Below are 21,173 nucleotides of genomic sequence, written 5' to 3'. Positions count from 1 at the left end.
GCATGAACCGGCATGAACCGGCACAAACCGGCGGGAAAGGATGCCCAATTTCCGCATTCCCCGCCCTTTGCAGGTTTGCGCCACGTAAACGGGCGCCTACAGGTGAGATATCGCACTGCTCACGTTTAAACTGATCGGCGCTCTAGAGCCTTTTTAAACCTGTGCTGTCATATGCCAATCCGAACCGTTTTGGCCCCTTGAAATGGACGCGGTGGAAATAGGGATACATGAAGCAAGAGGCATTGTCGCCGGCGCTTTAGTCGCCGGACAAAGGCCGCCGGATCGGGGGAGGTGTCCTATCCCCGCTGCCGGGTGGTGGAAAAGATAGACTGAATTATCGCCTAAACTTGGGGCTGCGTGATGTTTCCACGGAGGGAGTACGGCAGATGGAATTACTTTCACCGATCTACCTGGTTGGCTTGCTCCTGGCGTGCGCTTTTGTGCCTTTGCTGTTGCTGGTTGCGTTTATCCAGTACATCAAGAAAAAACAGGCCAGCCACAGTGTGACCCCGCTAACGTCCGATCTGCTGCGTCCCCCCGGTTTTTCACTGCAGCAACGGCTCGACGATATCCAGTGGGATCTGATGGAATGTTTGTCGATTATCCCATTGCTCATGACAGCCGGCCCCATGCTATTGCTGCTGCAGACACTGGCGAAAGGCCGCTATCCCAGCCTGGTGGAGGGCCTGCTTATGGCCGGCATACTGCTGCTATTTGTGGGTTACTATGTTCGCAAGGCGGTCAGGCTGGTCAAAACACGAACTGTGCTCAGGCTGGGTCATGCCTGTGAACGTGCCGTGGGCCAGGAACTGGAGCAGCTTATCCGTCCCCTCGACCGGCCTTATCGGGTATTCCATGACATTCCTTTCGAGGGCTTCAATGTCGACCATCTGGTGGTCAACCCCAACGGCGTTTTTGTGGTTGAAACCAAGGGGCGCTCCAAGCCGCTCAACAAGGGTAACAAGCAATTCAAGGTTCGGATTGAAGGCGACGCCCTCCATTTTCCCCATCGTATCGAGCGGGAGCCGTTGCAGCAGACCCGACGCAACGTCCAGGCCGTGCGCAAGTGGCTGTGCGAAGCCACCGGCTTCGAGGTGCCGGTGGCGGGCGTGCTGGTACTGCCCGGCTGGTTTCTGGAGCGTAAACAGCGCATGGCTGACCCTTATGTGATGAACGCCACCGAACTGGCCAGGCAATTACCTACCCTGCATGCAGGCGTGCTGGAACTCGGCCAGGTACAGGCCATCGCCCATCAGGTGGCTCAAAGGGTGCGGGATGTGGACCGGGAGCGGGCGGACCGGGTCGTATCCCGCCCGGTAAGAAGCCATTGAACGGAGACTGGGTCAGGCTTGGACGACATGGCATTGTTGTTGCCGTTTCAGCTGGCAGTTTGGCGCCGCTACCATGTCGTTTGCCGTTTTATCCGACAGACGGATTTTGTTGATAGGGATCAAAAGCCGGTCACTCCGCCCAATTAGGGATTGATATCGGGCCCGGGCTCTGCCTTTAATGGCAAAAAACAAAAAAGCACGGACGCCATGATAAAAACCGAACCCCAACGCCGTTACTGGTTGATGGAGCTGATCGCCTACTGGGAAGGCCGGCTTACCGCCAACCATTTGCAGCAGTTCTTTGGCCTGAGCCGGCAGCAGGCCAGCAAGGACATCAACCAGTATCTGCAGGATAATCCCGGGCAGTTTTATTACTGCCCCTCACGCAAGGGCCATTTGCCCACACCGAATTTCAAGCCTGTCTTTATTTCCGATGACGTAACCGAATACCTCAACTGGATGAGCGGCCAGCGCGCCCATGCCATGCCCGCTGAGCCCGGTTATCGACTGGAACACGCCATTCTCACCCCGCCACCGCGCAATGTCGCCCCCAGGGTGATACGACCGCTGATCGGTGCCATGCGCCAAGGCCTGCGGCTGGAAGTGGACTATGGCGCCGTCAGCAAGCCGGACCGGGATGGCCGCATCATAGTGCCGATCCGCTTCGTCAACACCGGCCGGCGCTGGCACCTGCGCGCCTGGTGCGAAAAGGCCCAGGGCTACCGGGATTTTGTGCTGAGCCGCTTCCACGGCGAGCCGAGCCCGGAAGGCTCACAACGCTCGCCCCTGCCCGACGATACCGCCTGGGATACCACCATCATCCTGATACTCAAACCCGACCCCCGTCTAAGCCCCGAGCAGCAAGCCGCCCTGGCCTACGACTACGGCATGACCGAGGGCGAACTGCACCTGCCCACCCGCGCCGCCCTGGCCCAGTACCTGCTCAACGAGATGCAGGTAGGCGTAAAAATGCTCGACGGCAACCCCGCCGCCCAGCAACTGATCCTGGCCAACCACGACGAGGTTAAGCCGTGGCTGTTCTGATCTGTAAACCCAGGCGACATGTGTTTTTGCACAGGATTGGCGGGGGAGGGGAAATGGGCAAGAGTAGAGGCAGAACAAGAAGAAGGAGCAAAGGATGAGTGCCAGTTATTTCCAGTATTGGGGCAAGGCCAGGAAAGACGATCAACAGCCTGGCGCCGATTACCATCTGCTGCCTTACCATTGCCTGGATGTGGCGGCGGTGGGCTGGTGGTTGCTGGATAATGACAAGCCTTTAGCTAGAAATCTGGCCGATTTCCTGAATATCTCCCCCGGCCAACTAAGGTTGATATTTACTTTCTCATTGATGTTGCACGATCTCGGCAAGTTTGCGTCGGCATTTCAGCATTTGGCCGAATTTACCGGCAGCTCATTGGTCCGTCATCAACCCAAGGCCGGTTATGACAGTCGCCAGGCCCGACATGATCGTCTGGGGTATTTTTTCTGGTTGCAGGCCAGTCGCGGTCGTCATCTTACAGGAGCTGATATCGGCCTCAAACAAACCGATCTCGCCCGGGTGAATCCGGCTCTCGATAGCCTCAATACGTTATTCGACGTGGTTTTTGGTCATCATGGCTACCCCATCGACTGGGGCAGCCAGCCGAAAATGATGAAGGATTATTGCCACGAGTCGGATATCGACGCTGCCTGTGAATTTATCCGCGATTGTGCGGCGCTGCTGGATGTTGAGTGGCCAGAGCAAAACATGGCCGACAGGGAGTGGCTGGCTCGTTTGCGCCAGATAAGCTGGCATCTGTCCGGTCTCGCCATTTTAAGCGACTGGATTGGCTCGGATACGACGTTTTTTGAATATCAAGCGGGTGGCTACACGCTTACAGAGTATTGGCTGCAGGCTAAAAACAAGGCTCAACGAGCCTTGGCAGCAACCGAGCTGACCAAGCCGGTTAAGGTACAGCCGTTTGCATCGGTGCAAACCCATTTTGGTTTCTCGCCTACCCCTCTACAGGCCTGGGCGGAGTCGGTCCCCCTGGCTTCGGGTCCGCAGTTGTTCATTCTTGAGGACGTGACCGGAGCCGGCAAAACGGAAGCGGCCTTGACCCTGACACATCGTCTTTTACAGCAGGGTGAAGCCGATGGCTTCTATTTCGGTTTGCCCACTATGGCAACGTCCAATGCCATGTTTTCCCGAGTGGCTGGCCATTATCGGCAGATGTTGTCGGTGGATGGCGGTTGTCCCAGCATCGTCCTGGCGCACGGTGCCAGGGAAATGAACGAGCTTTTTCGCGAAGCGCTCACGCCGACCGAAACTGTCGATACCGCTTATGTGGAAGGTGACGATACCGCCAGCCTCTATTGCAACCACTGGCTGGCCGATTCCCGCAAGAAGGCATTGTTGGCAACGGTAGGGGTGGGCACCATCGATCAGGCATTGATGGCCGTCTTGCCGCGTAAACATCAACCCCTGCGTCTGCTGGGTTTGCACCGGAAGATCCTGATTTTTGATGAGGTGCATGCGGCGGACACATTTATGTTTGAGTTGCTCGACGATCTGCTGCGGGTCCATTTACGCCAGGGGGGAAGTGCCATTCTGCTGACCGCAACGCTGGCTCAACGTCAGCGGGAACGGTTGTGCCGGATCTGGCAGCAGGCTGCCGGGGTAACGCCGATGTTATTGCCGGAGAAAAACGACTTCCCGCTGGCAACGCGGGTCAGTATCGAATGGGGGCTGGAAGAAACCCCTGTTGCCACCCGGGCGGCCGTCAGCCGTGAACTGGCGGTGGTTTTTGTTCATAGCGAACAGGATTGTGTGGCACGGATCCTGGCTGCCCGGAAGCGGGGTGATTGCGTGGTGTGGCTCCGCAACTCGGTGGATGATGCCATTCGTGCCTATCAAATGCTGGCAACGCAGCTGGGATCTGCCGAAGCCCTGACGCTATTTCACAGCCGTTTTACCCTAAAGGATCGCAAGACCATTGAAGACAAGGTGTTGTCCATTTTTGGTAAGCAAGGTGGACAGGCCGAACGCCTTGGCCAGGTTTTGATAGCCACCCAGGTTTTTCAGGAGAGCCTGGATGCGGATGCCGACCTGATGATCTCCGATCTCTGCCCCATTGACGATCTTATCCAGCGTGCCGGCCGCCTGCATCGGCATATACGGGATCAGGCAGGAAATCGCACCGATAAAGCGCAGGATGAGCGCCCGGCACCCATGCTGCTTGTTCATGCTCCCGAGTGGCAGGAACAGCCCGACGCGGACTGGCTGCTCAGTCAGTTACCCAACACCGAACATGTCTATCGTTCTCCCGGGCGGCTATGGCTGGGGATGCAGGTATTACGGCGATTGGGCGCTATTCGCATGCCTGGCGAGGCAAGAGCATTGATCGAAGCCGTTTACGGCGAGGAGGCTCTTGAGCGGATGCCGGAGACGCTCAAGAAGAAAGAAGACCAGTATTTTGGCGAAATGCGCGGTCAGGCTGCCCAGGCGAAGAGTCAGTTGATCGAGTGGAGCAAGGGCTATAACCAGACCAGTGCCCGTGCCTGGCACGATGACAATATCGAGATCAGTACCCGTTATGTCGACAGGGAAACCGTTCAGGTGCTGGTACTGAAACTCGATCCACAAGGGCGGCTGCAACTGTGGGCCGAGGGGAAGCCCTATGCTCTTCAAAACAGCATAGTGAAACTGGCCAAACAACGTTTTGCCGACAAGTTGACGCCTTTGCCCAGCCAGCTGGCAGCTGCTTTTGACGCGATCTCGCAACGATACCGACAGGCAAAATTTCTCCAACCGTGGTTGCCTGAGCAAGATTCCCAATTCGGTTATTCAACGGAGCTGGGCGTATTTGAGACTAATAAGGAGGTTACATGAATTTGATAACCGCTCCCTGGCTGAGCTACCGCTTCAGGGATGGCAGTGAGCGGCAGTTGCCGATCTCCGCCATTGTCGACCCGGAGGTGGTGGACTTTACTTTGCCCAGGGCTGATTTTCATGGGGCGGCGTACCAGTTTGCCATCGGCCTGCTGCAAACGGTGATGGCCCCCAAGGACAAATATGACTGGCACGAACGCTATCAATCGCCACCCAGCAAGGACGCTCTGGCTGCCAGCCTGGCGCAGGTGGCGCATGCCTTTGAACTGGATGGGGACGGCCCGCGTTTTATGCAGGATCTGGATCCGCTGGACGGTACCAGCCCTGGTCCTGTCTCAGGCCTGCTGATCGAAGCCCCAGGGGGTAATACCCTCAAATTAAACACGGATCATTTTATCAAGCGTGGCATGGCCGAGGTTCTGTCGCCGGAAATGGCTGCGCTGGCCCTGTTTACCCTGCAGATCAACGCCCCTGCTGGTGGCCAGGGTCACAGGACCGGTTTGCGAGGTGGCGGGCCCTTGACCACCCTGGTGCTGCCTCATGAGGACGATGCCAGTTTGTGGCAAAAGCTCTGGCTGAATATACAGAGCCGGGAGTCCTGGGAATACGATGATCCGGACTACCAGAGCGTGGCGCTGTTCCCCTGGCTGGGGCCGACCTGCATCAGTAAAGCCAAGGGCAGCGATATTTATGCCGACGAGGTGCATCCGCTTGCCATGTTCTGGGCGATGCCCCGGCGAATTCGCTTGCTGTTCGAGGACCAGGAAGGCATTTGCCAACTGAACCTGAAGTCCAGCCCCCGCCTTTGCCGACAGTACCGCACCAGCAATTACGGTAATAACTATGTGGGTAGCTGGGAGCATCCGCTGACCCACTACCGCTTTAATCCCAAAAAGCCGGATGAAGACTATCTGTCCACCAAGGGACAGCCCGGCGGAATTCAGTACAAGCAGTGGCATAGCCTGAGCTTTGTCGATAGGGAAGAAGGCAGCCTTCCGGCCAAGGTGGTGCAGGATTTTGTACGGGAAAAATCCGCCTTCTTCGATTTCGACTGGGGGGAGGCGCCCAGGCTGTGGGCCTTTGGTTTTGATATGGACAATATGAAGGCCAGGGGCTGGTATAACAGCGAATTTCCGCTGATCCGCCTGGAGCCTGAGCTAAGGGACGTTCTGCTGAGCGAGATTAAAGCCATGCAAAGCCTGGCGCAAGAGGTGCTGTGGCATTGCCGAACCCAGATCAAGGCCGCCTGGTTCGATAAGCCAGCCGATGCCAAGGGTGACACCAGCCATATCGATTTACAGTTTTGGCAACGGACCCAGGGGGATTTTTTCCATATGGTCAAAGCCCTGCTGAATACAACGGATGGCAGGTTAACGCCGGAGACGGCCAGCCGTTGGCTCCGGGCACTATCATTCCAGGCCAGGGAGTTGTTTGATGAATTGGCGCTTTCCAACCTTTATCCCGATCGGGATATGTATAAAAAAATCCGCGCCCGGCGTCAGCTCTGTGGCTGGTTGGCGGGCAGTAAACGTATCAAGCAATTTAGCAACGATTATCGACTCGATACCTTAACCAGGGAGCAGGCGTTATGACAGCAACTGAACAACCCGTAACGGTGAAGCCATCCTTTGCCGGTGAAGTGGCATTGATGCGCTGGTGGCAAGCCATGATGTTGTCCGAGCAGGAATTGGCGGCCTTGAACATCAGGCCGGCCCCCACCGTCTACCGGGCAGAGTTGAAACGGGCCGAGACCCCGGAGGCGGTACTGATGACCCAGGGTTTCAGAGCCCTGTGGCTGGGGTTGCCAGAGTCGGTACGGGAGCGTAAGCCCTGGTCCATGCTCGCCTGGGCCACCCTGGCCGGCGTATTGAGTCACGTCAGGCAGCAGGATGGCAGCCAGAGCTTTGCGGCTTCCCTGGGGAAAATAGATCCCGACACCGACAAGCCGAAGGTCAGTGAGTTGCGTTTTCAACAATTGCAGGGGGCCAGAACAGCGGAGGAGTTTTATCGCCGGCTGCACCGGTTGATAAAGCAGGTAAACGGACATACCCGGGTGGTCTCATTGGCCAAGGGGATACTGGATTGGTTCGATGAGCACTATGGTCAGGCCACACTGCGGCCCGACAAGAAGATCGCCGTACGCTGGGCGATGGATTATTACCAGGCCGCCGAGTCAGGGCTGGCAAAAAATAAAGATTAATCAAGGAGAATCACCATGAGTAAATTTATCCAACTGCACCTGCTGACCTCTTACGCACCTTCCAACCTGAACCGTGATGATCTGGGGCGCCCCAAAACCGCCCGGATGGGGGGTACCGAACGGTTAAGGGTCAGCTCGCAAAGCCTTAAGCGTAATTGGCGTATTTCCGAGCTATTTGAGCAGGCACTGGGCGAGCATATCGGTACCCGTACCAAGCGGCTGGGAATTGAAGTATTCAATCAGCTGACTGAGCTGGGCGTTGCCGAGAAGCAGGCCAAGGCTTGGGCCGCGGAGATTGCGGGGGTGTTTGGCAAGAACAAAAAAGATAGCCTGGAGATTGAACAGCTTGCCCATATCAGCCCCGAAGAGATACAGGCGGTTAACCAGCTGGTTAAGACGTTGGCCGAAGAAAACAGGGCACCGGAAAAAGAAGATCTTGCTTTGCTGCGCCGTAATGCAACGGCGGTAGACATTGCCATGTTTGGCCGAATGCTGGCCTCTTCCCCCGAGTTTAATTGTGAAGCTGCCTGCCAGGTCGCGCATGCCATCAGTGTGCACGGGGTGGCGGTAGAGGAGGATTACTTCACCGCGGTCGACGATCTTAACCGGGGTGATACGGATCTGGGCGCCTCCCATATCGGTGAAGCCGCTTTCGCCGCCGCCTTGTTCTACAGCTACATCTGTATCGATAAAGAGCTGTTGGTCAACAACCTGGGCGGTAACCTGGCGTTGGCCGACAAGGCGATTGCCGCTCTGGTGGAGGCCGCGGTGAAAGTGTCGCCCAAGGGCAAGCAAAACAGTTTTGCTTCCCGGGCCTACGCCTCTTATGTACTGGCCGAAAAAGGCGAGCAGCAACCTCGCTCCCTGTCCGTTGCCTTCCTGAAACCGATTGCCGGAGAAAACCAGGCCGAGGACGCAGTGCGGGCACTGCAACGGCAGGTCGAGAATTTCGACAAGGTCTATGGTGCCTGCGCCGATGCCCGTTATGCCGTTAATGCTCTGGAAGGCGAGGGAAGCTTCGAGCAACTCAAGGCGTTTGTCGCCGACTGAGGAGGCGTTATGCAATATCTGGTTTTTCGTCTTTATGGACCCATGGCCAGTTGGGGTGAAGCGGCAGTGGGTGGAGACAGGCCTTCGGGTCTGGCTCCCAGCCGCTCGGCGGTATTGGGTTTACTGGGCGCCGCATTGGGCATCAAACGCGATGATGCCAGCCGTCTTGATGCGTTACGTGCCAGTATTGGGATTGCCATCAAAGCCTACTCATCCGGCGGTCTGATGCGGGATTATCATACGGCTCAGGTGCCGTCGCAGGAAAAAAAACGCACCTTTTATACCCGTAAAGATGAACTGGGCACGGACAAGGATAAGCTGAATACGGTGTTATCCAGCCGGGATTATCGCAGCGATGGCTACTGGGTGGTTGCCGTATGGCAACAGCAAGAAAGTGAGGTCACGCTGGAAGCTCTGGCAAGGGCGTTAACAAAACCGGCATTTATCCCCTATCTGGGTCGTAAGGCATGTCCACTGGCTGCCCCGGTGGCCCCTCTATTGATTGAAGCAGAGCTAAAAGCAGCGCTCGATTCGTCGTTTCCCCCCATCTTGGGCAGTTTTGAGCAAGATCGGCGCTGGTTGGACTTGGGCTCGACGGTGACCTATCTGTGGCAGGGCATGGCCGATGATCTGGGGGCGTACGATGGGGTGCAGAGTCGTAATGTATGGGATGAGCCGATAAGCCGAATGCCTTGGCAATTTGCTGCTCGTCAGGAGCATCAGCTGATCTTGGTGGAGGAATGACATGTATCTATCCCGAGTAACACTGGGTAACAGCCAGGAAGCCAGAGCCGAACTGGTAAAAGCCATGGGCAAGGGGGTTTACGGCCATCATCAGTTGCTTTGGCATCTTTTTACCAGTGAGAAAAAACGCGGTTTTTTATTTCGTCATGAACAGAGCGACGGACGCTTGGCACCATCGGGGGAGCCACTGTTTTATGTGCTTTCCAAGGAAAAGCCGGACAATACAGAGCAGTTGTTTCAGGTGGAAAGCCGGTCATTTTCACCCCAATTAAAGCCGGGTGATGAATTGGGCTTCCAACTCAGGGTAAACCCTACCGTGTGCCGCCAGGGTAAACGTCACGATGTCTTGATGGATGCCCAGCAGCACTGGCTATTCAAGGAGGCAAAACAGCTTTCCCTATCTGCGGTGGGAACCAAGAAGCAGTTGAAGCACCAGTTGCTCGACCTGGCATCTGATGAAGATATTGAACGTTGGAAAACAGTGATTGAAGGCGGCGGCTACCGTGGTGAGCTGGCATCCCGCTTGGGCAGACAGTCAACCATTGATCTGGCGTTAAAAACCATATCCGAGCAAGCATTGCTTGCCTGGTGGCAACAGCGCAGCAGGCAGATGGGGATCCGATGCCTGGAAAATGACGATAGATTACAAGCCGATGGCTATATGCAGCATGATATTAAAGGGAAGCAGGCCGGGGCTATGTTCAGCTCTGTTAACCTCTGCGGTACCCTCGTGGTGGATGAGCCGGATGTGTTTCTTGCAAGCCTCTATCAAGGCGTGGGTCGGGCCAAGGCATTTGGCTGCGGATTGATGATGATCCGGCGGGTTTAGCCCGCCGTTATTATTCAGGAGCCGACACCATGGCCTTTATCCCCCTCAAGCCCATACCGCTCAAAGACAGGGTATCCATGATCTTTTTGCAGTATGGGCAAATCGATGTGCTCGACGGTGCCTTTGTGCTGATCGACAAGAGCGGTGTGCGTACTCATATTCCCGTGGGCTCGGTAGCTTGCATCATGCTGGAGCCCGGTACCCGGGTATCCCACGCCGCTGCCAAGTTGGCGGCGACCGTGGGCACCTTGCTGGTATGGGTGGGCGAGACGGGCGTCAGACTCTACGCCAGTGGTCAGCCGGGAGGAGCCCGTTCCGACAAGCTGCTCTATCAGGCCAAGCTAGCACTGGATGAAGAGTTGCGTCTAAAGGTGGTGCGCAAGATGTTCGAGCTGCGCTTTGGCGAAGAAGCGCCAAGTCGCCGTTCGGTAGATCAGCTAAGAGGGATTGAAGGCAGTCGGGTACGGGCCACTTACGCCATGCTGGCCAAACAGTATGGGGTGAAGTGGAACGGTCGGCGCTACGATCCCAAGGACTGGGCCAAAGGGGATAAGGTCAACCAGTGCATCAGCGCCGCTACCGCCTGTCTCTATGGCATTACCGAGGCAGCCATTCTGGCGGCGGGATATGCGCCGGCCATCGGTTTTATCCACACCGGCAAGCCCCTGTCCTTTGTTTACGATATCGCCGACATTATCAAGTTCGAGACCGTCGTTCCCAAGGCCTTTGAAATAGCGCGTAAACACCCGGCCGAGCCCGATCGGGAAGTACGTGTTGCCTGCCGGGACATTTTTCGTAGCAGTAATACCCTGGCGAAGCTGATCCCCCTTGTTGAAGAGGTTCTGGCCGCAGGGGGTATCGAGCCGCCACCGCCGCCAAAGGATGCTCAGCCCATCGCCATCCCGGAACCCAAGCCCCTGGGCGAAGACGGACACAGGAGCGGCTGACAATGAGCATGCTGGTGGTTGTGACCGAAAATGTACCGCCCCGCCTGAGAGGACGCCTGGCGGTGTGGCTGCTGGAAGTGAGGGCCGGGGTTTATGTGGGCGATGTATCCAAGCGTATCAGGGAGATGATTTGGGAGCAGACCACCGAACTGGCCGAGCAAGGCAATGTGGTGATGGCCTGGGCGACCAATACCGAGTCCGGTTTTGAGTTCCAAACCCATGGCGAAAACCGGCGTATGCCGGTGGACCTGGATGGTCTGCGGTTGGTCTCATTCTATCCTATTGAAAATCAATGAGTTAGTGATCTTTAACAAAGCGGAATTATTGGTGGCTTTTTCTTTCCTGGAAAAAGCCAACTAAATCAGTTATATACCTTTAGTCCGTTCCCCGCAGGCGCGGGGATAAACCGCTGTCGGTACAGGCGGGTTTACCGCCGCCACCCCGTTCCCCGCAGGCGCGGGGATAAACCGGTATCAAACTGCGTAGCCTCGTCGGCGAACTCCCGTTCCCCGCAGGCGCGGGGATAAACCGCAAAATTGCAGTTTTCAGGCCACTCCACCCCACCGTTCCCCGCAGGCGCGGGGATAAACCGCGCATCATGAAGTAATTAAATGCCCCCGCAAGCCGTTCCCCGCAGGCGCGGGGATAAACCGATTGCAGCATGCCCTTTAGCCCCTGGCCGAACCCGTTCCCCGCAGGCGCGGGGATAAACCGTGATGTTTGTGGCGACTCTGGACGGGCGTACCCCGTTCCCCGCAGGCGCGGGGATAAACCGTGGTTGCTACCCGCGAGGTCACGCCCCGCGACCCGTTCCCCGCAGGCGCGGGGATAAACCGCGGATTAATAAGCCCGTTAATCGCAAGAGTAACCGTTCCCCGCAGGCGCGGGGATAAACCGCATTCCAACCCCGTTTGCGCACCAAACGAAACCCGTTCCCCGCAGGCGCGGGGATAAACCGCATAACAGCAACGTCGCCATTGCGAGAAAGCTCCGTTCCCCGCAGGCGCGGGGATAAACCGGCCACAAAGTAGCAATAGATTAAGAAGCGAAGCCGTTCCCCGCAGGCGCGGGGATAAACCGTTGGTGGGCTTGGGTAACACGAACTGCTTCGACCGTTCCCCGCAGGCGCGGGGATAAACCGCGCGTGGTGGCCAACCGGGCACCTTGGGAATACCGTTCCCCGCAGGCGCGGGGATAAACCGTCAAAGCTGTATCTGGCCGACTCGAATATTGCCCGTTCCCCGCAGGCGCGGGGATAAACCGTGATCCGCTCCGCCTCGGTGGCCGGTGCCGAACCGTTCCCCGCAGGCGCGGGGATAAACCGCGCGACTTGTACAGCGGCTACTGGCAACGGCACCGTTCCCCGCAGGCGCGGGGATAAACCGCTGTTCAACAATCCGCACCTGGAGTTCCGCCACCGTTCCCCGCAGGCGCGGGGATAAACCGGAGGGGTCCTGCAGGAGATGGTTTGGACTGTCCCGTTCCCCGCAGGCGCGGGGATAAACCGCGCACAATGTGATTTTTCCACCAATGGATTATCCGTTCCCCGCAGGCGCGGGGATAAACCGGACAGGGAGAGCGCGCAGACGGCACAGCGCCGCCGTTCCCCGCAGGCGCGGGGATAAACCGCGACGTCGGTCTGTATGCCCTACCGGGCATGTCCGTTCCCCGCAGGCGCGGGGATAAACCGCCCAGCCGGCGCACCACGTCATTGAGCCCCTTCCGTTCCCCGCAGGCGCGGGGATAAACCGGGATAGCCCGCTCGCCTTGGCCTAGTGGGTGCCCGTTCCCCGCAGGCGCGGGGATAAACCGCGAGACTGGCGCAACCTGCCAACGTCTGAGCTCCGTTCCCCGCAGGCGCGGGGATAAACCGGGAGCAAATCGAGCATACGGGGCCGGCTCACCCCGTTCCCCGCAGGCGCGGGGATAAACCGCTGATGTTCCGGCGATACGAAAATTTGCAGATCCGTTCCCCGCAGGCGCGGGGATAAACCGATTTGTGGCCACTCGCCTACCCTCCCATAGCGCCGTTCCCCGCAGGCGCGGGGATAAACCGCCGACCGAAAAATCCACCTCCGCTGGCAGCGACCGTTCCCCGCAGGCGCGGGGATAAACCGGTCGGCTGATAGATGATCGGCGACGAATAGGCCCGTTCCCCGCAGGCGCGGGGATAAACCGCTACCTGCTGCTGTGGGCCAAATACTGGGCGGCCGTTCCCCGCAGGCGCGGGGATAAACCGGAGGTGGCCAGGGCTTCGTCGTCGAGACCCATCCGTTCCCCGCAGGCGCGGGGATAAACCGCGGTATTTTGGGGCGGTTTTCCGCCAGAATGCCCGTTCCCCGCAGGCGCGGGGATAAACCGTCCGCCAAGGCCGCCGGCCCCAGGTCTTTGACCCGTTCCCCGCAGGCGCGGGGATAAACCGTGCTGAACGGCCTGAATGCCTTCTGGCTTGGTCCGTTCCCCGCAGGCGCGGGGATAAACCGGTACGGGCCGAACGCGCCGCCCAGGTACAGGCCCGTTCCCCGCAGGCGCGGGGATAAACCGTTTAGGAGCGGCATGCAGGCGCATTTCATGGGCCGTTCCCCGCAGGCGCGGGGATAAACCGGTCCATTAAACCGGCGCCGTAGGGATTTGGAGCCGTTCCCCGCAGGCGCGGGGATAAACCGTACTTCCGTGTCTTTCAGATTAGCCTTCGTCGCCGTTCCCCGCAGGCGCGGGGATAAACCGAACCTGAAATAGTAGAACTGGTGTAATTAGCGCCGTTCCCCGCAGGCGCGGGGATAAACCGGTTGAGTTCGTCGACCGCTATGTGGCGGCAGACCGTTCCCCGCAGGCGCGGGGATAAACCGCCTGTTCCTGGTACTCGCTCACCATCCACCAACCGTTCCCCGCAGGCGCGGGGATAAACCGGCGATACCAAACTGTTCTATCAGAACATGCTGCCGTTCCCCGCAGGCGCGGGGATAAACCGGGCTTCAACCCGGCGGATCTTAGGGCCGCTTTCCGTTCCCCGCAGGCGCGGGGATAAACCGTTACTGATAACGTTGAGGATAATTTTCGTATACCGTTCCCCGCAGGCGCGGGGATAAACCGCAGAAGTGGACGGCCGAAAGGCCGTTAACGCCCCGTTCCCCGCAGGCGCGGGGATAAACCGTCCGCCAAGGCCGCCGGCCCCAGGTCTTTGACCCGTTCCCCGCAGGCGCGGGGATAAACCGTTACTGATAACGTTGAGGATAATTTTCGTATACCGTTCCCCGCAGGCGCGGGGATAAACCGGCCATGACTGCAGCGGCAGACAGTACGCTGTCCCGTTCCCCGCAGGCGCGGGGATAAACCGCCGACTACTACATGGGCCAGCCCGAACTGCTGCCGTTCCCCGCAGGCGCGGGGATAAACCGGAAAACTGTAGGTCGATTTATTGGGAATATCGCCGTTCCCCGCAGGCGCGGGGATAAACCGGCGAGCGTGCGCAACGATACCTGGTGGTACAGCCGTTCCCCGCAGGCGCGGGGATAAACCGGCCCGTGCGATCGCCATAGCGGTCAAAACCGCCCGTTCCCCGCAGGCGCGGGGATAAACCGGATTGCCAGATTCGTAGAAGAGTCTGGCGGCACCGTTCCCCGCAGGCGCGGGGATAAACCGTTGTGGCGAGTTCAGTTACTGCTTGTGCATCTCCGTTCCCCGCAGGCGCGGGGATAAACCGGTTGATTACCGCTGGATTTCTATATGACGTCGCCGTTCCCCGCAGGCGCGGGGATAAACCGGAACCTGCATTGATGGCTGGCACCATTGGCTCCCGTTCCCCGCAGGCGCGGGGATAAACCGGAGTGGACAACATCTCAACCCATCGGCGCAGACCGTTCCCCGCAGGCGCGGGGATAAACCGATCAGCCAGGACGAGTTCAACGCAGCGGTTGGCCGTTCCCCGCAGGCGCGGGGATAAACCGCATTATTGCGAGTCGGTATGGGATGTGGATCCCCGTTCCCCGCAGGCGCGGGGATAAACCGATGTAACGTGCTTGGGTGTCTTTGGTCAGCTCCCGTTCCCCGCAGGCGCGGGGATAAACCGGGCACTCACGCCGGCGCCGACCGCCTGCAACACCGTTCCCCGCAGGCGCGGGGATAAACCGGGGCTCACAATGAAATATTTCGCTTTGGCGATTCCGTTCCCCGCAGGCGCGGGGATAAACCGCAATAGGCCAGTGGGAGGATGACCAATGTTCGCCGTTCCCCGCAGGCGCGGGGATAAACCGTCCGCCAAGGCCGCCGGCCCCAGGTTTTTGACCCGTTCCCCGCAGGCGCGGGGATAAACCGGCGGCCGAGGCCGCCGAGGCCCGGAAAGCCGACCGTTCCCCGCAGGCGCGGGGATAAACCGCCGGTGATCTCGCCCCAGTTGGTGACCAGCAGCCGTTCCCCGCAGGCGCGGGGATAAACCGGCCGCCGAGGCCGACAAGGCCAAGGCCGAGGCCCGTTCCCCGCAGGCGCGGGGATAAACCGCCGCTGGACCGGATTAGGGTGGTGACTTCGTTCCGTTCCCCGCAGGCGCGGGGATAAACCGCCGATTCCTACTGCAAGATCATGAAAAATAAGCCGTTCCCCGCAGGCGCGGGGATAAACCGCGGGCATTATGAGCGTTGCGATAACCGCTGGTCCGTTCCCCGCAGGCGCGGGGATAAACCGCGCACAATGTGATTTTTCCACCAATGGATTATCCGTTCCCCGCAGGCGCGGGGATAAACCGGAGGTTGAGCGGCTGCTGTCGCGGATGGAGCCCCGTTCCCCGCAGGCGCGGGGATAAACCGCGGACTGCTCATCCGGAGAGAAAAACGCATCACCGTTCCCCGCAGGCGCGGGGATAAACCGCGTTGCAATCTGTGCGCAATGATGTTGAGCCGCCGTTCCCCGCAGGCGCGGGGATAAACCGGTCATGGTTTCGGAAGCGTCCGGCAGTTGCTCCCCGTTCCCCGCAGGCGCGGGGATAAACCGTCGGCACCGGCACCCTGGCGGTAGGCGATCTGCCGTTCCCCGCAGGCGCGGGGATAAACCGTAGGTTATCAGCAGGGAGGCGCCGTAACCCAGCCGTTCCCCGCAGGCGCGGGGATAAACCGCGATCTGGTTGAGGATAGTTTTCGCTACCGCGCCGTTCCCCGCAGGCGCGGGGATAAACCGCAATTCCGCATCACCAACATGCGCGGCACCGCCCGTTCCCCGCAGGCGCGGGGATAAACCGAATGGTCTACCAGGGCGCGGGGAGGAGATGCGCCGTTCCCCGCAGGCGCGGGGATAAACCGTCATCAGCGAGGACTACCCACACGGCATCCATCCGTTCCCCGCAGGCGCGGGGATAAACCGATAATCCGCCTGACCCTGGGCAGTCTCACGGTCCGTTCCCCGCAGGCGCGGGGATAAACCGTAATATTGCGGCATGCCTGATAATCCAAATCGCCGTTCCCCGCAGGCGCGGGGATAAACCACCAACACCGTAAAATCGCCGGCTACCGCGAACCCGTTCCCCGCAGGCGCGGGGATAAACCGGGGCTGGTTGGCCCCTTTCCCACATGTCCTTCCCGTTCCCCGCAGGCGCGGGGATAAACCGCCGGCCTTGTCGTGGTCGGGCGCGGCGATAAACCGTTCCCCGCAGGCGCGGGGATAAACCGTTGTAGGCCATGTCCCGCTCGGAGGTGGCAATCCGTTCCCCGCAGGCGCGGGGATAAACCGGCAACTATCAGTATTAACATCATAACGCCGGGCCGTTCCCCGCAGGCGCGGGGATAAACCGGATATTGCGGTGATCAACGTCGACGGCACCCTCCGTTCCCCGCAGGCGCGGGGATAAACCGGGCTGCCGGCCTCTGCGGTACTTGAGCAGTACCCGTTCCCCGCAGGCGCGGGGATAAACCGCAGAAGCCGCCGCCGAACGCGAGAAGCTGGTCCCGTTCCCCGCAGGCGCGGGGATAAACCGGTCGTCCAGTAGCGCCTGTAGCTGTTCGATTCCCGTTCCCCGCAGGCGCGGGGATAAACCGTTTTTCGGCGGCTTCCAGGTATGCCACCTGCTCCGTTCCCCGCAGGCGCGGGGATAAACCGCTGATGGTCAGCTCGGCCTTGATGCCTTCGAGCCGTTCCCCGCAGGCGCGGGGATAAACCGTTGGTTTCCACCTGGGAGCTGGAAACGGGCAGCCGTTCCCCGCAGGCGCGGGGATAAACCGGTGGTCGGCGTAGCGCATCAGCTCGTAGTAATCCGTTCCCCGCAGGCGCGGGGATAAACCGTGCGGGTACTGACGGGCCAACCGCCAATAGACCCGTTCCCCGCAGGCGCGGGGATAAACCGTCAGGTTCAGACTCACCGCGCCCGGCTGCGTACCGTTCCCCGCAGGCGCGGGGATAAACCGCATGGTTGGGATATCGCGTTGCAAATCCAGGACCGTTCCCCGCAGGCGCGGGGATAAACCGGTGGCCAACGAAATCAGGGAGTGGCTGGAGGTCCGTTCCCCGCAGGCGCGGGGATAAACCGGGCTTGATCCGCCGCGCCGGAAAGAAAAAGGGCCGTTCCCCGCAGGCGCGGGGATAAACCGATGTGATCCATGTTCAGGCCCATAGCCGAATACCGTTCCCCGCAGGCGCGGGGATAAACCGGTTTACAGCCTGCCGCCGGAGCTGCGTGAGCACCGTTCCCCGCAGGCGCGGGGATAAACCGGCGTAGCTGCGTACCCCGGAGATGGAAAACAGCCGTTCCCCGCAGGCGCGGGGATAAACCGTTTGCGTGATAGTCTGCCACGCCCGTGATGGGCCGTTCCCCGCAGGCGCGGGGATAAACCCGCGGCGGCCGGGTGCTCGACGAGTTCGCTCTGCCGTTCCCCGCAGGCGCGGGGATAAACCGTCGATGCTGCACAGCGTTGTTTTCGGCACCCCCCGTTCCCCGCAGGCGCGGGGATAAACCGCAGAGCCCATTCTCCGGGCTCTGTTGCTTCTACCGTTCCCCGCAGGCGCGGGATAAACCGTTGGCGGTATAGCACCTCCTTGATTTGCTCGTCCGTTCCCCGCAGGCGCGGGGATAAACCGCCCACTTGGATTACGCCCACTTGCATGGCCTGCCGTTCCCCGCAGGCGCGGGGATAAACCGCCGCCGTCAAAAACCAGCTTTACAACAACTACCCGTTCCCCGCAGGCGCGGGGATAAACCGGCGTCGAAATCACCCTGATCCATGCCGGCGCCCCGTTCCCCGCAGGCGCGGGGATAAACCGCATATGAGATCGACATCATGAGCGGCATGACCCCGTTCCCCGCAGGCGCGGGGATAAACCGTTGTAGAGGAAACCACCAGTATCGCGTTTGTCCCGTTCCCCGCAGGCGCGGGGATAAACCGGGCCCCAACAACGACCAGCCCGGCCGGCAAATCCGTTCCCCGCAGGCGCGGGGATAAACCGGTGATGCGCGCCACCCGGGTGCCTGCAGCCAGCCGTTCCCCGCAGGTCCCCGCAGGCGCGGGGATAAACCGGTGTGGGATCTGGGGCTGAACGGCCATATCGACCCGTTCCCCACAGGCGTGGAGATAATCCAGCCGAATCTTGTTGCATGGAGTGCGGGTCTTGTTCTACGCCGGGAGGGCTGGACACGGCGGGCTTGTCCGCCCGGGTCTGCAGGGAGAAGGGCCCGGCGCAGCATGGGTTACCCATATCTCGCTGCCGCCACAGAATGTTTCCCGCTGCGCGGGAAGGCAGGCGGGCCGCCTGCGCTCCGGCGGGAAGGCGAAAATCTGCGAAAGGCGGTGTTTGCCTGCCAGTCAAGGCGGCGGGCGTACGGCGCCGGGTTGAGTTGTAAACCATCGGTTGCTGCGGCGGTTCGTTCACCTCCGGTGCGGGGATAATCTGTACCGTCGGTGCCGGTGCGCTGTATCCAGGTCCCATTTCCCGCAGGCGTGGGGATAATCCAGCCGAATCTTGTCGCATGGAGCGCGGGGCTTGTCTTCCGCCGGGAGGGCTGCACGCGGCATGCTTGTTTTCCGCAGAGGGCGGCCCGTCTGCATGGTGGTCTACCCCCTGTTTCCCGCTGCGCGGGAAGGCAGGCGGGCCGCCTGCGCTCCGGCGGGAAGGTGTAAATCCGCGCAAGGCGGTGTCTGCCGGCCAGTCAAGGCGGCGTGCGTGCGGTGCGGGGCGGATTCGGTCTGCTGGATACTGCACTACCCTTAATAGGCGATAAGTCACTGGAGGAAGTACGTATGCGTTCCTTGATATCTACCCTGCTGGCCGGGGTATTGTTGCTGGCGAGCGGGGCAGCCCTGGCCCATGGCTGTCCGGGCGTGATGCGGGCGATCGATGCCAAGCTGGAGGAAATGCCGATGTTGTCGGCGGAAGATGCGGCCAGGGTGGCCGAGCTCAGGGCCGAGGGCGAGGCCCGGCATAATGCGGGGGATCACGACGAGTCGATGCGCCTGCTGTCCGAGGCCAAGAAAATACTGGGTATGTAACGAGAAACAAGGGCAAGCAAGCCCCGCGAGCCGGTGCTCGCGGGGCTTTTTTACGTTTTGTACCGCCGGCTCAGGGGGTATGGCGCGGCATGGGGGCCATGATATGGACGTAGGGGGTGTCACGCCACATCACCCAGGGGCCGCCGTTGTCGTGCTGGTGGGGCAGGGCATCGAGCATGGCGGCATCGGGCACCAGTATCATCAGGTGGGGGAGCGCCTCGGTGATCCATTCGTTGTCGTCGGCGGGGCCGGCGGCGTAAGGGTCGGTGTTGCTTTCGGGGGTACCGCCCTGCAACATGTAGCCAAAGCCCATCTTGTCTATTTTGGGAGGGGTCTTGGTCATCCAGGCGTGCAGCCAGCCCATCCAGACGTCGTCCAGGCACATGGGGTCATTGCCCGGGCTGGCGGGCATGTCCGGCAGGCAAACCCAGCCGTTGCTGCCGGCCCTGAGTTCGGGCATGGGGTCGGCCATGTTGTCCGGCCAGTCGAGGATGGTGGCGGCGGCACTGACCGAGGGCGGGGCCGCGCTCATGGCGCTGGCGATTTTTTCTTCCGGGGTGGCACTCAGGGCCGGGCCGCACAGCACGAGCAGCAGCAGGCCCAGGCCTGTTTGGGGAAGAGGGGACAAGAGGTTCATCATAGACTCCTTGGGGAGGTTGTTGGTGCTGGCCAAGGTGGTCGGGCTCTAAGCTCCTGGCTACCTTGCCGTTTGCCGCTTTGCGCCACGTAAATGGGCGTCTACAGGTAAAAGTAAACGGGCGCCTACAGGCAAAAGTACAAAGATCGCAAACAGGCGCTAATGGGGATGCAACATCTTAGGTATAGTGGCCGGCAGGGGCCCTGGCAACCGCCGATGGCGGGCCGGCAAACAGCGAGCGTGGTTGAAAATGACGGATCTTGAGCAATCCTCTCCCATCGCCTGGCCGGCGATCATCGAGTTTGCGGACGGCCACGGCTATGCCTGGGTGGAAAACGCGGACGACTGCGAGGCCCACCATCCCCACGCGGGGGACGGGCTGATCGACGGCGAGGGGCGGCTGCATCTTTTGTCGCAGCGGGACGACGGCAGTCTGTACTGGCAACGGCAACTGCGGTTAATATCCGTCCCTGCCCTGAACGAGAGCCTGCGCGCCCATGCCGCCCGGCTCGGTATCTGCTGTATCCCCAAGCTGAGGGTAACGACCCCCGCCGAGGCGGTGGCACTGGTGGCCTGGCTGGATCAGCAATAACGAACAACGAGGTAGAGTGGTGAAAGCAAGTTATCTGCGCTGGCTGTGGTGGCTGCCGGTGCTGTTGCTGGTGCAGGCCTGCAGCAGCGATCCCGAGCCGGTGCCCGAACCATTGGCGCCCAGCTATCAAATCGAAGGCAAGGCCTCCTTTTACGGCCAGCCCCACCATGGCCGTAAAACCGCCAACGGCGAGCGTTTCGATAAAAACGCCCTCACCGCCGCCCACAAGACGCTGCCCTTCGGCAGCCGGGTGCGGGTGACCAACCTCAACAACCAGCGTTCGGTGGTGGTGCGCATCAACGACCGGGGCCCCTATGCCCGGGGGCGGGTGATCGACCTGTCGGAGCAGGCGGCGCGCGAGCTCAACATGCTGCGGGCCGGGGTGGCGCCGGTGCGGCTGGAGCTGCTGGAATAAGGCTGAGGGCGTTGTAGGCCACGGGCCGGGGCCAGTCCCGCGCCTGTTGCGGCACGCCATGGCCGCCGGCCAGCAGGCGGGCGACGCCAATC

General features: G+C 60.3%; 14 protein-coding genes and 2 CRISPR repeat arrays. Of the genes, 13 read left to right on the top strand and 1 reads right to left on the bottom strand.

The window, feature by feature from the left end; translation table 11 throughout:
- The first annotated feature begins 386 nt into the window (after positions 1 to 386).
- The 11 genes from CGX12_RS13880 (at position 387) to CGX12_RS13830 (ending at position 19,437) form a co-directional block, all read left to right on the top strand.
- A complete protein-coding gene (locus CGX12_RS13880; protein WP_094040464.1) occupies positions 387 to 1,331 on the top strand; it encodes a nuclease-related domain-containing protein in 945 nt (314 codons plus the stop codon).
- A 207-nt stretch (positions 1,332 to 1,538) separates the two neighbouring features.
- On the top strand, positions 1,539 to 2,375 hold the full coding sequence (locus CGX12_RS13875) for a helix-turn-helix transcriptional regulator (protein ID WP_094040463.1): 837 nt from the start codon (positions 1,539 to 1,541) through the stop codon (positions 2,373 to 2,375).
- Between the two features lie 94 nt (positions 2,376 to 2,469).
- Positions 2,470 to 5,202, top strand: coding sequence for a CRISPR-associated helicase/endonuclease Cas3 (locus CGX12_RS13870; protein WP_094040462.1), 2,733 nt, complete (start codon positions 2,470 to 2,472; stop codon positions 5,200 to 5,202).
- The gene (gene casA / locus CGX12_RS13865) at positions 5,199 to 6,794 is read left to right on the top strand and encodes a type I-E CRISPR-associated protein Cse1/CasA (protein WP_094040461.1); all 1,596 of its coding nucleotides are present in this window, start codon (positions 5,199 to 5,201) and stop codon (positions 6,792 to 6,794) included. The genes CGX12_RS13870 and casA overlap by 4 nt, the downstream gene beginning before the upstream one ends.
- Positions 6,791 to 7,402 (top strand): type I-E CRISPR-associated protein Cse2/CasB, encoded by a 612-nt coding sequence (gene casB / locus CGX12_RS13860; RefSeq protein ID WP_217898180.1) that lies wholly within the window; start codon positions 6,791 to 6,793, stop codon positions 7,400 to 7,402. The genes casA and casB overlap by 4 nt, the downstream gene beginning before the upstream one ends.
- Before the next feature lie 15 nt (positions 7,403 to 7,417).
- Positions 7,418 to 8,452: a type I-E CRISPR-associated protein Cas7/Cse4/CasC gene (cas7e, locus tag CGX12_RS13855; RefSeq protein WP_094040460.1), complete on the top strand. Its 1,035-nt coding sequence runs from the start codon at positions 7,418 to 7,420 to the stop codon at positions 8,450 to 8,452.
- Positions 8,453 to 8,461: 9 nt separating this feature from the next.
- Positions 8,462 to 9,196 carry a type I-E CRISPR-associated protein Cas5/CasD gene (gene cas5e, locus CGX12_RS13850; RefSeq protein WP_094040459.1) on the top strand — a complete coding sequence of 245 codons (735 nt, stop codon included), beginning with the start codon at positions 8,462 to 8,464 and terminating at the stop codon, positions 9,194 to 9,196.
- A gap of 1 nt (position 9,197) precedes the next feature.
- On the top strand, positions 9,198 to 10,025 hold the full coding sequence (cas6e, locus tag CGX12_RS13845; protein ID WP_094040458.1) for a type I-E CRISPR-associated protein Cas6/Cse3/CasE: 828 nt from the start codon (positions 9,198 to 9,200) through the stop codon (positions 10,023 to 10,025).
- A gap of 29 nt (positions 10,026 to 10,054) precedes the next feature.
- The gene (gene cas1e, locus CGX12_RS13840) at positions 10,055 to 10,972 is read left to right on the top strand and encodes a type I-E CRISPR-associated endonuclease Cas1e (protein WP_094040457.1); all 918 of its coding nucleotides are present in this window, start codon (positions 10,055 to 10,057) and stop codon (positions 10,970 to 10,972) included.
- A 2-nt stretch (positions 10,973 to 10,974) separates the two neighbouring features.
- Positions 10,975 to 11,268: a type I-E CRISPR-associated endoribonuclease Cas2e gene (cas2e, locus tag CGX12_RS13835; protein WP_094040456.1), complete on the top strand. Its 294-nt coding sequence runs from the start codon at positions 10,975 to 10,977 to the stop codon at positions 11,266 to 11,268.
- Positions 11,269 to 11,352: 84 nt separating this feature from the next.
- Positions 11,353 to 17,910: direct repeats of the CRISPR family, unit length 29 nt; unit sequence CCGTTCCCCGCAGGCGCGGGGATAAACCG.
- A gap of 91 nt (positions 17,911 to 18,001) precedes the next feature.
- A CRISPR array of direct repeats spans positions 18,002 to 18,530; the repeat unit is 29 nt; unit sequence CCGTTCCCCGCAGGCGCGGGGATAAACCG.
- A gap of 658 nt (positions 18,531 to 19,188) precedes the next feature.
- Positions 19,189 to 19,437, top strand: a complete 249-nt coding sequence (locus tag CGX12_RS13830) for a PA2433 domain-containing protein (protein ID WP_094040455.1) — start codon at positions 19,189 to 19,191, stop codon at positions 19,435 to 19,437.
- A gap of 70 nt (positions 19,438 to 19,507) precedes the next feature.
- On the opposite strand, the gene CGX12_RS13825 is transcribed toward CGX12_RS13830, so the two are convergent.
- Positions 19,508 to 20,077 (bottom strand): hypothetical protein, encoded by a 570-nt coding sequence (locus CGX12_RS13825; protein ID WP_254918301.1) that lies wholly within the window; start codon positions 20,075 to 20,077, stop codon positions 19,508 to 19,510.
- Between the two features lie 247 nt (positions 20,078 to 20,324).
- Here CGX12_RS13825 and CGX12_RS13820 point away from each other — a divergent pair, with 247 nt between their 5' ends.
- Complete coding sequence (locus CGX12_RS13820; RefSeq protein ID WP_094040453.1) at positions 20,325 to 20,666, top strand: DUF4144 family protein; 342 nt, start codon at positions 20,325 to 20,327, stop codon at positions 20,664 to 20,666.
- 19 nt (positions 20,667 to 20,685) lie between these two features.
- Entirely contained in the window at positions 20,686 to 21,081 is a 396-nt protein-coding gene (locus tag CGX12_RS13815; protein ID WP_254918300.1) for a septal ring lytic transglycosylase RlpA family protein, read from the top strand.
- The last annotated feature ends 92 nt before the right edge of the window (positions 21,082 to 21,173 follow it).

The organism is Zobellella denitrificans, from assembly GCF_002237365.1.
In the GTDB taxonomy this organism is placed as follows: domain Bacteria; phylum Pseudomonadota; class Gammaproteobacteria; order Enterobacterales; family Aeromonadaceae; genus Oceanimonas; species Oceanimonas denitrificans.
The sequence above is the reverse complement of the archived record's forward strand: the minus strand, read 5'-3'. Positions and strand labels throughout refer to the sequence as shown.

Excerpts from the sequence above, each read along its gene's own strand:
- CGX12_RS13830 (WP_094040455.1), top strand. The coding sequence starts at position 19,189 with ATGCGTTCCTTGATATCTACCCTGCTGGCCGGGGTATTGTTGCTGGCG.
- cas5e (WP_094040459.1), top strand. The coding sequence starts at position 8,462 with ATGCAATATCTGGTTTTTCGTCTTTATGGACCCATGGCCAGTTGGGGT.
- cas6e (WP_094040458.1), top strand. The coding sequence starts at position 9,198 with ATGTATCTATCCCGAGTAACACTGGGTAACAGCCAGGAAGCCAGAGCC.
- CGX12_RS13820 (WP_094040453.1), top strand. The coding sequence starts at position 20,325 with ATGACGGATCTTGAGCAATCCTCTCCCATCGCCTGGCCGGCGATCATC.
- CGX12_RS13825 (WP_254918301.1), bottom strand. The coding sequence starts at position 20,077 with ATGATGAACCTCTTGTCCCCTCTTCCCCAAACAGGCCTGGGCCTGCTG.
- casA (WP_094040461.1), top strand. The coding sequence starts at position 5,199 with ATGAATTTGATAACCGCTCCCTGGCTGAGCTACCGCTTCAGGGATGGC.
- cas7e (WP_094040460.1), top strand. The coding sequence starts at position 7,418 with ATGAGTAAATTTATCCAACTGCACCTGCTGACCTCTTACGCACCTTCC.
- cas1e (WP_094040457.1), top strand. The coding sequence starts at position 10,055 with ATGGCCTTTATCCCCCTCAAGCCCATACCGCTCAAAGACAGGGTATCC.
- casB (WP_217898180.1), top strand. The coding sequence starts at position 6,791 with ATGACAGCAACTGAACAACCCGTAACGGTGAAGCCATCCTTTGCCGGT.
- CGX12_RS13870 (WP_094040462.1), top strand. The coding sequence starts at position 2,470 with ATGAGTGCCAGTTATTTCCAGTATTGGGGCAAGGCCAGGAAAGACGAT.
- CGX12_RS13875 (WP_094040463.1), top strand. The coding sequence starts at position 1,539 with ATGATAAAAACCGAACCCCAACGCCGTTACTGGTTGATGGAGCTGATC.
- CGX12_RS13880 (WP_094040464.1), top strand. The coding sequence starts at position 387 with ATGGAATTACTTTCACCGATCTACCTGGTTGGCTTGCTCCTGGCGTGC.
- cas2e (WP_094040456.1), top strand. The coding sequence starts at position 10,975 with ATGAGCATGCTGGTGGTTGTGACCGAAAATGTACCGCCCCGCCTGAGA.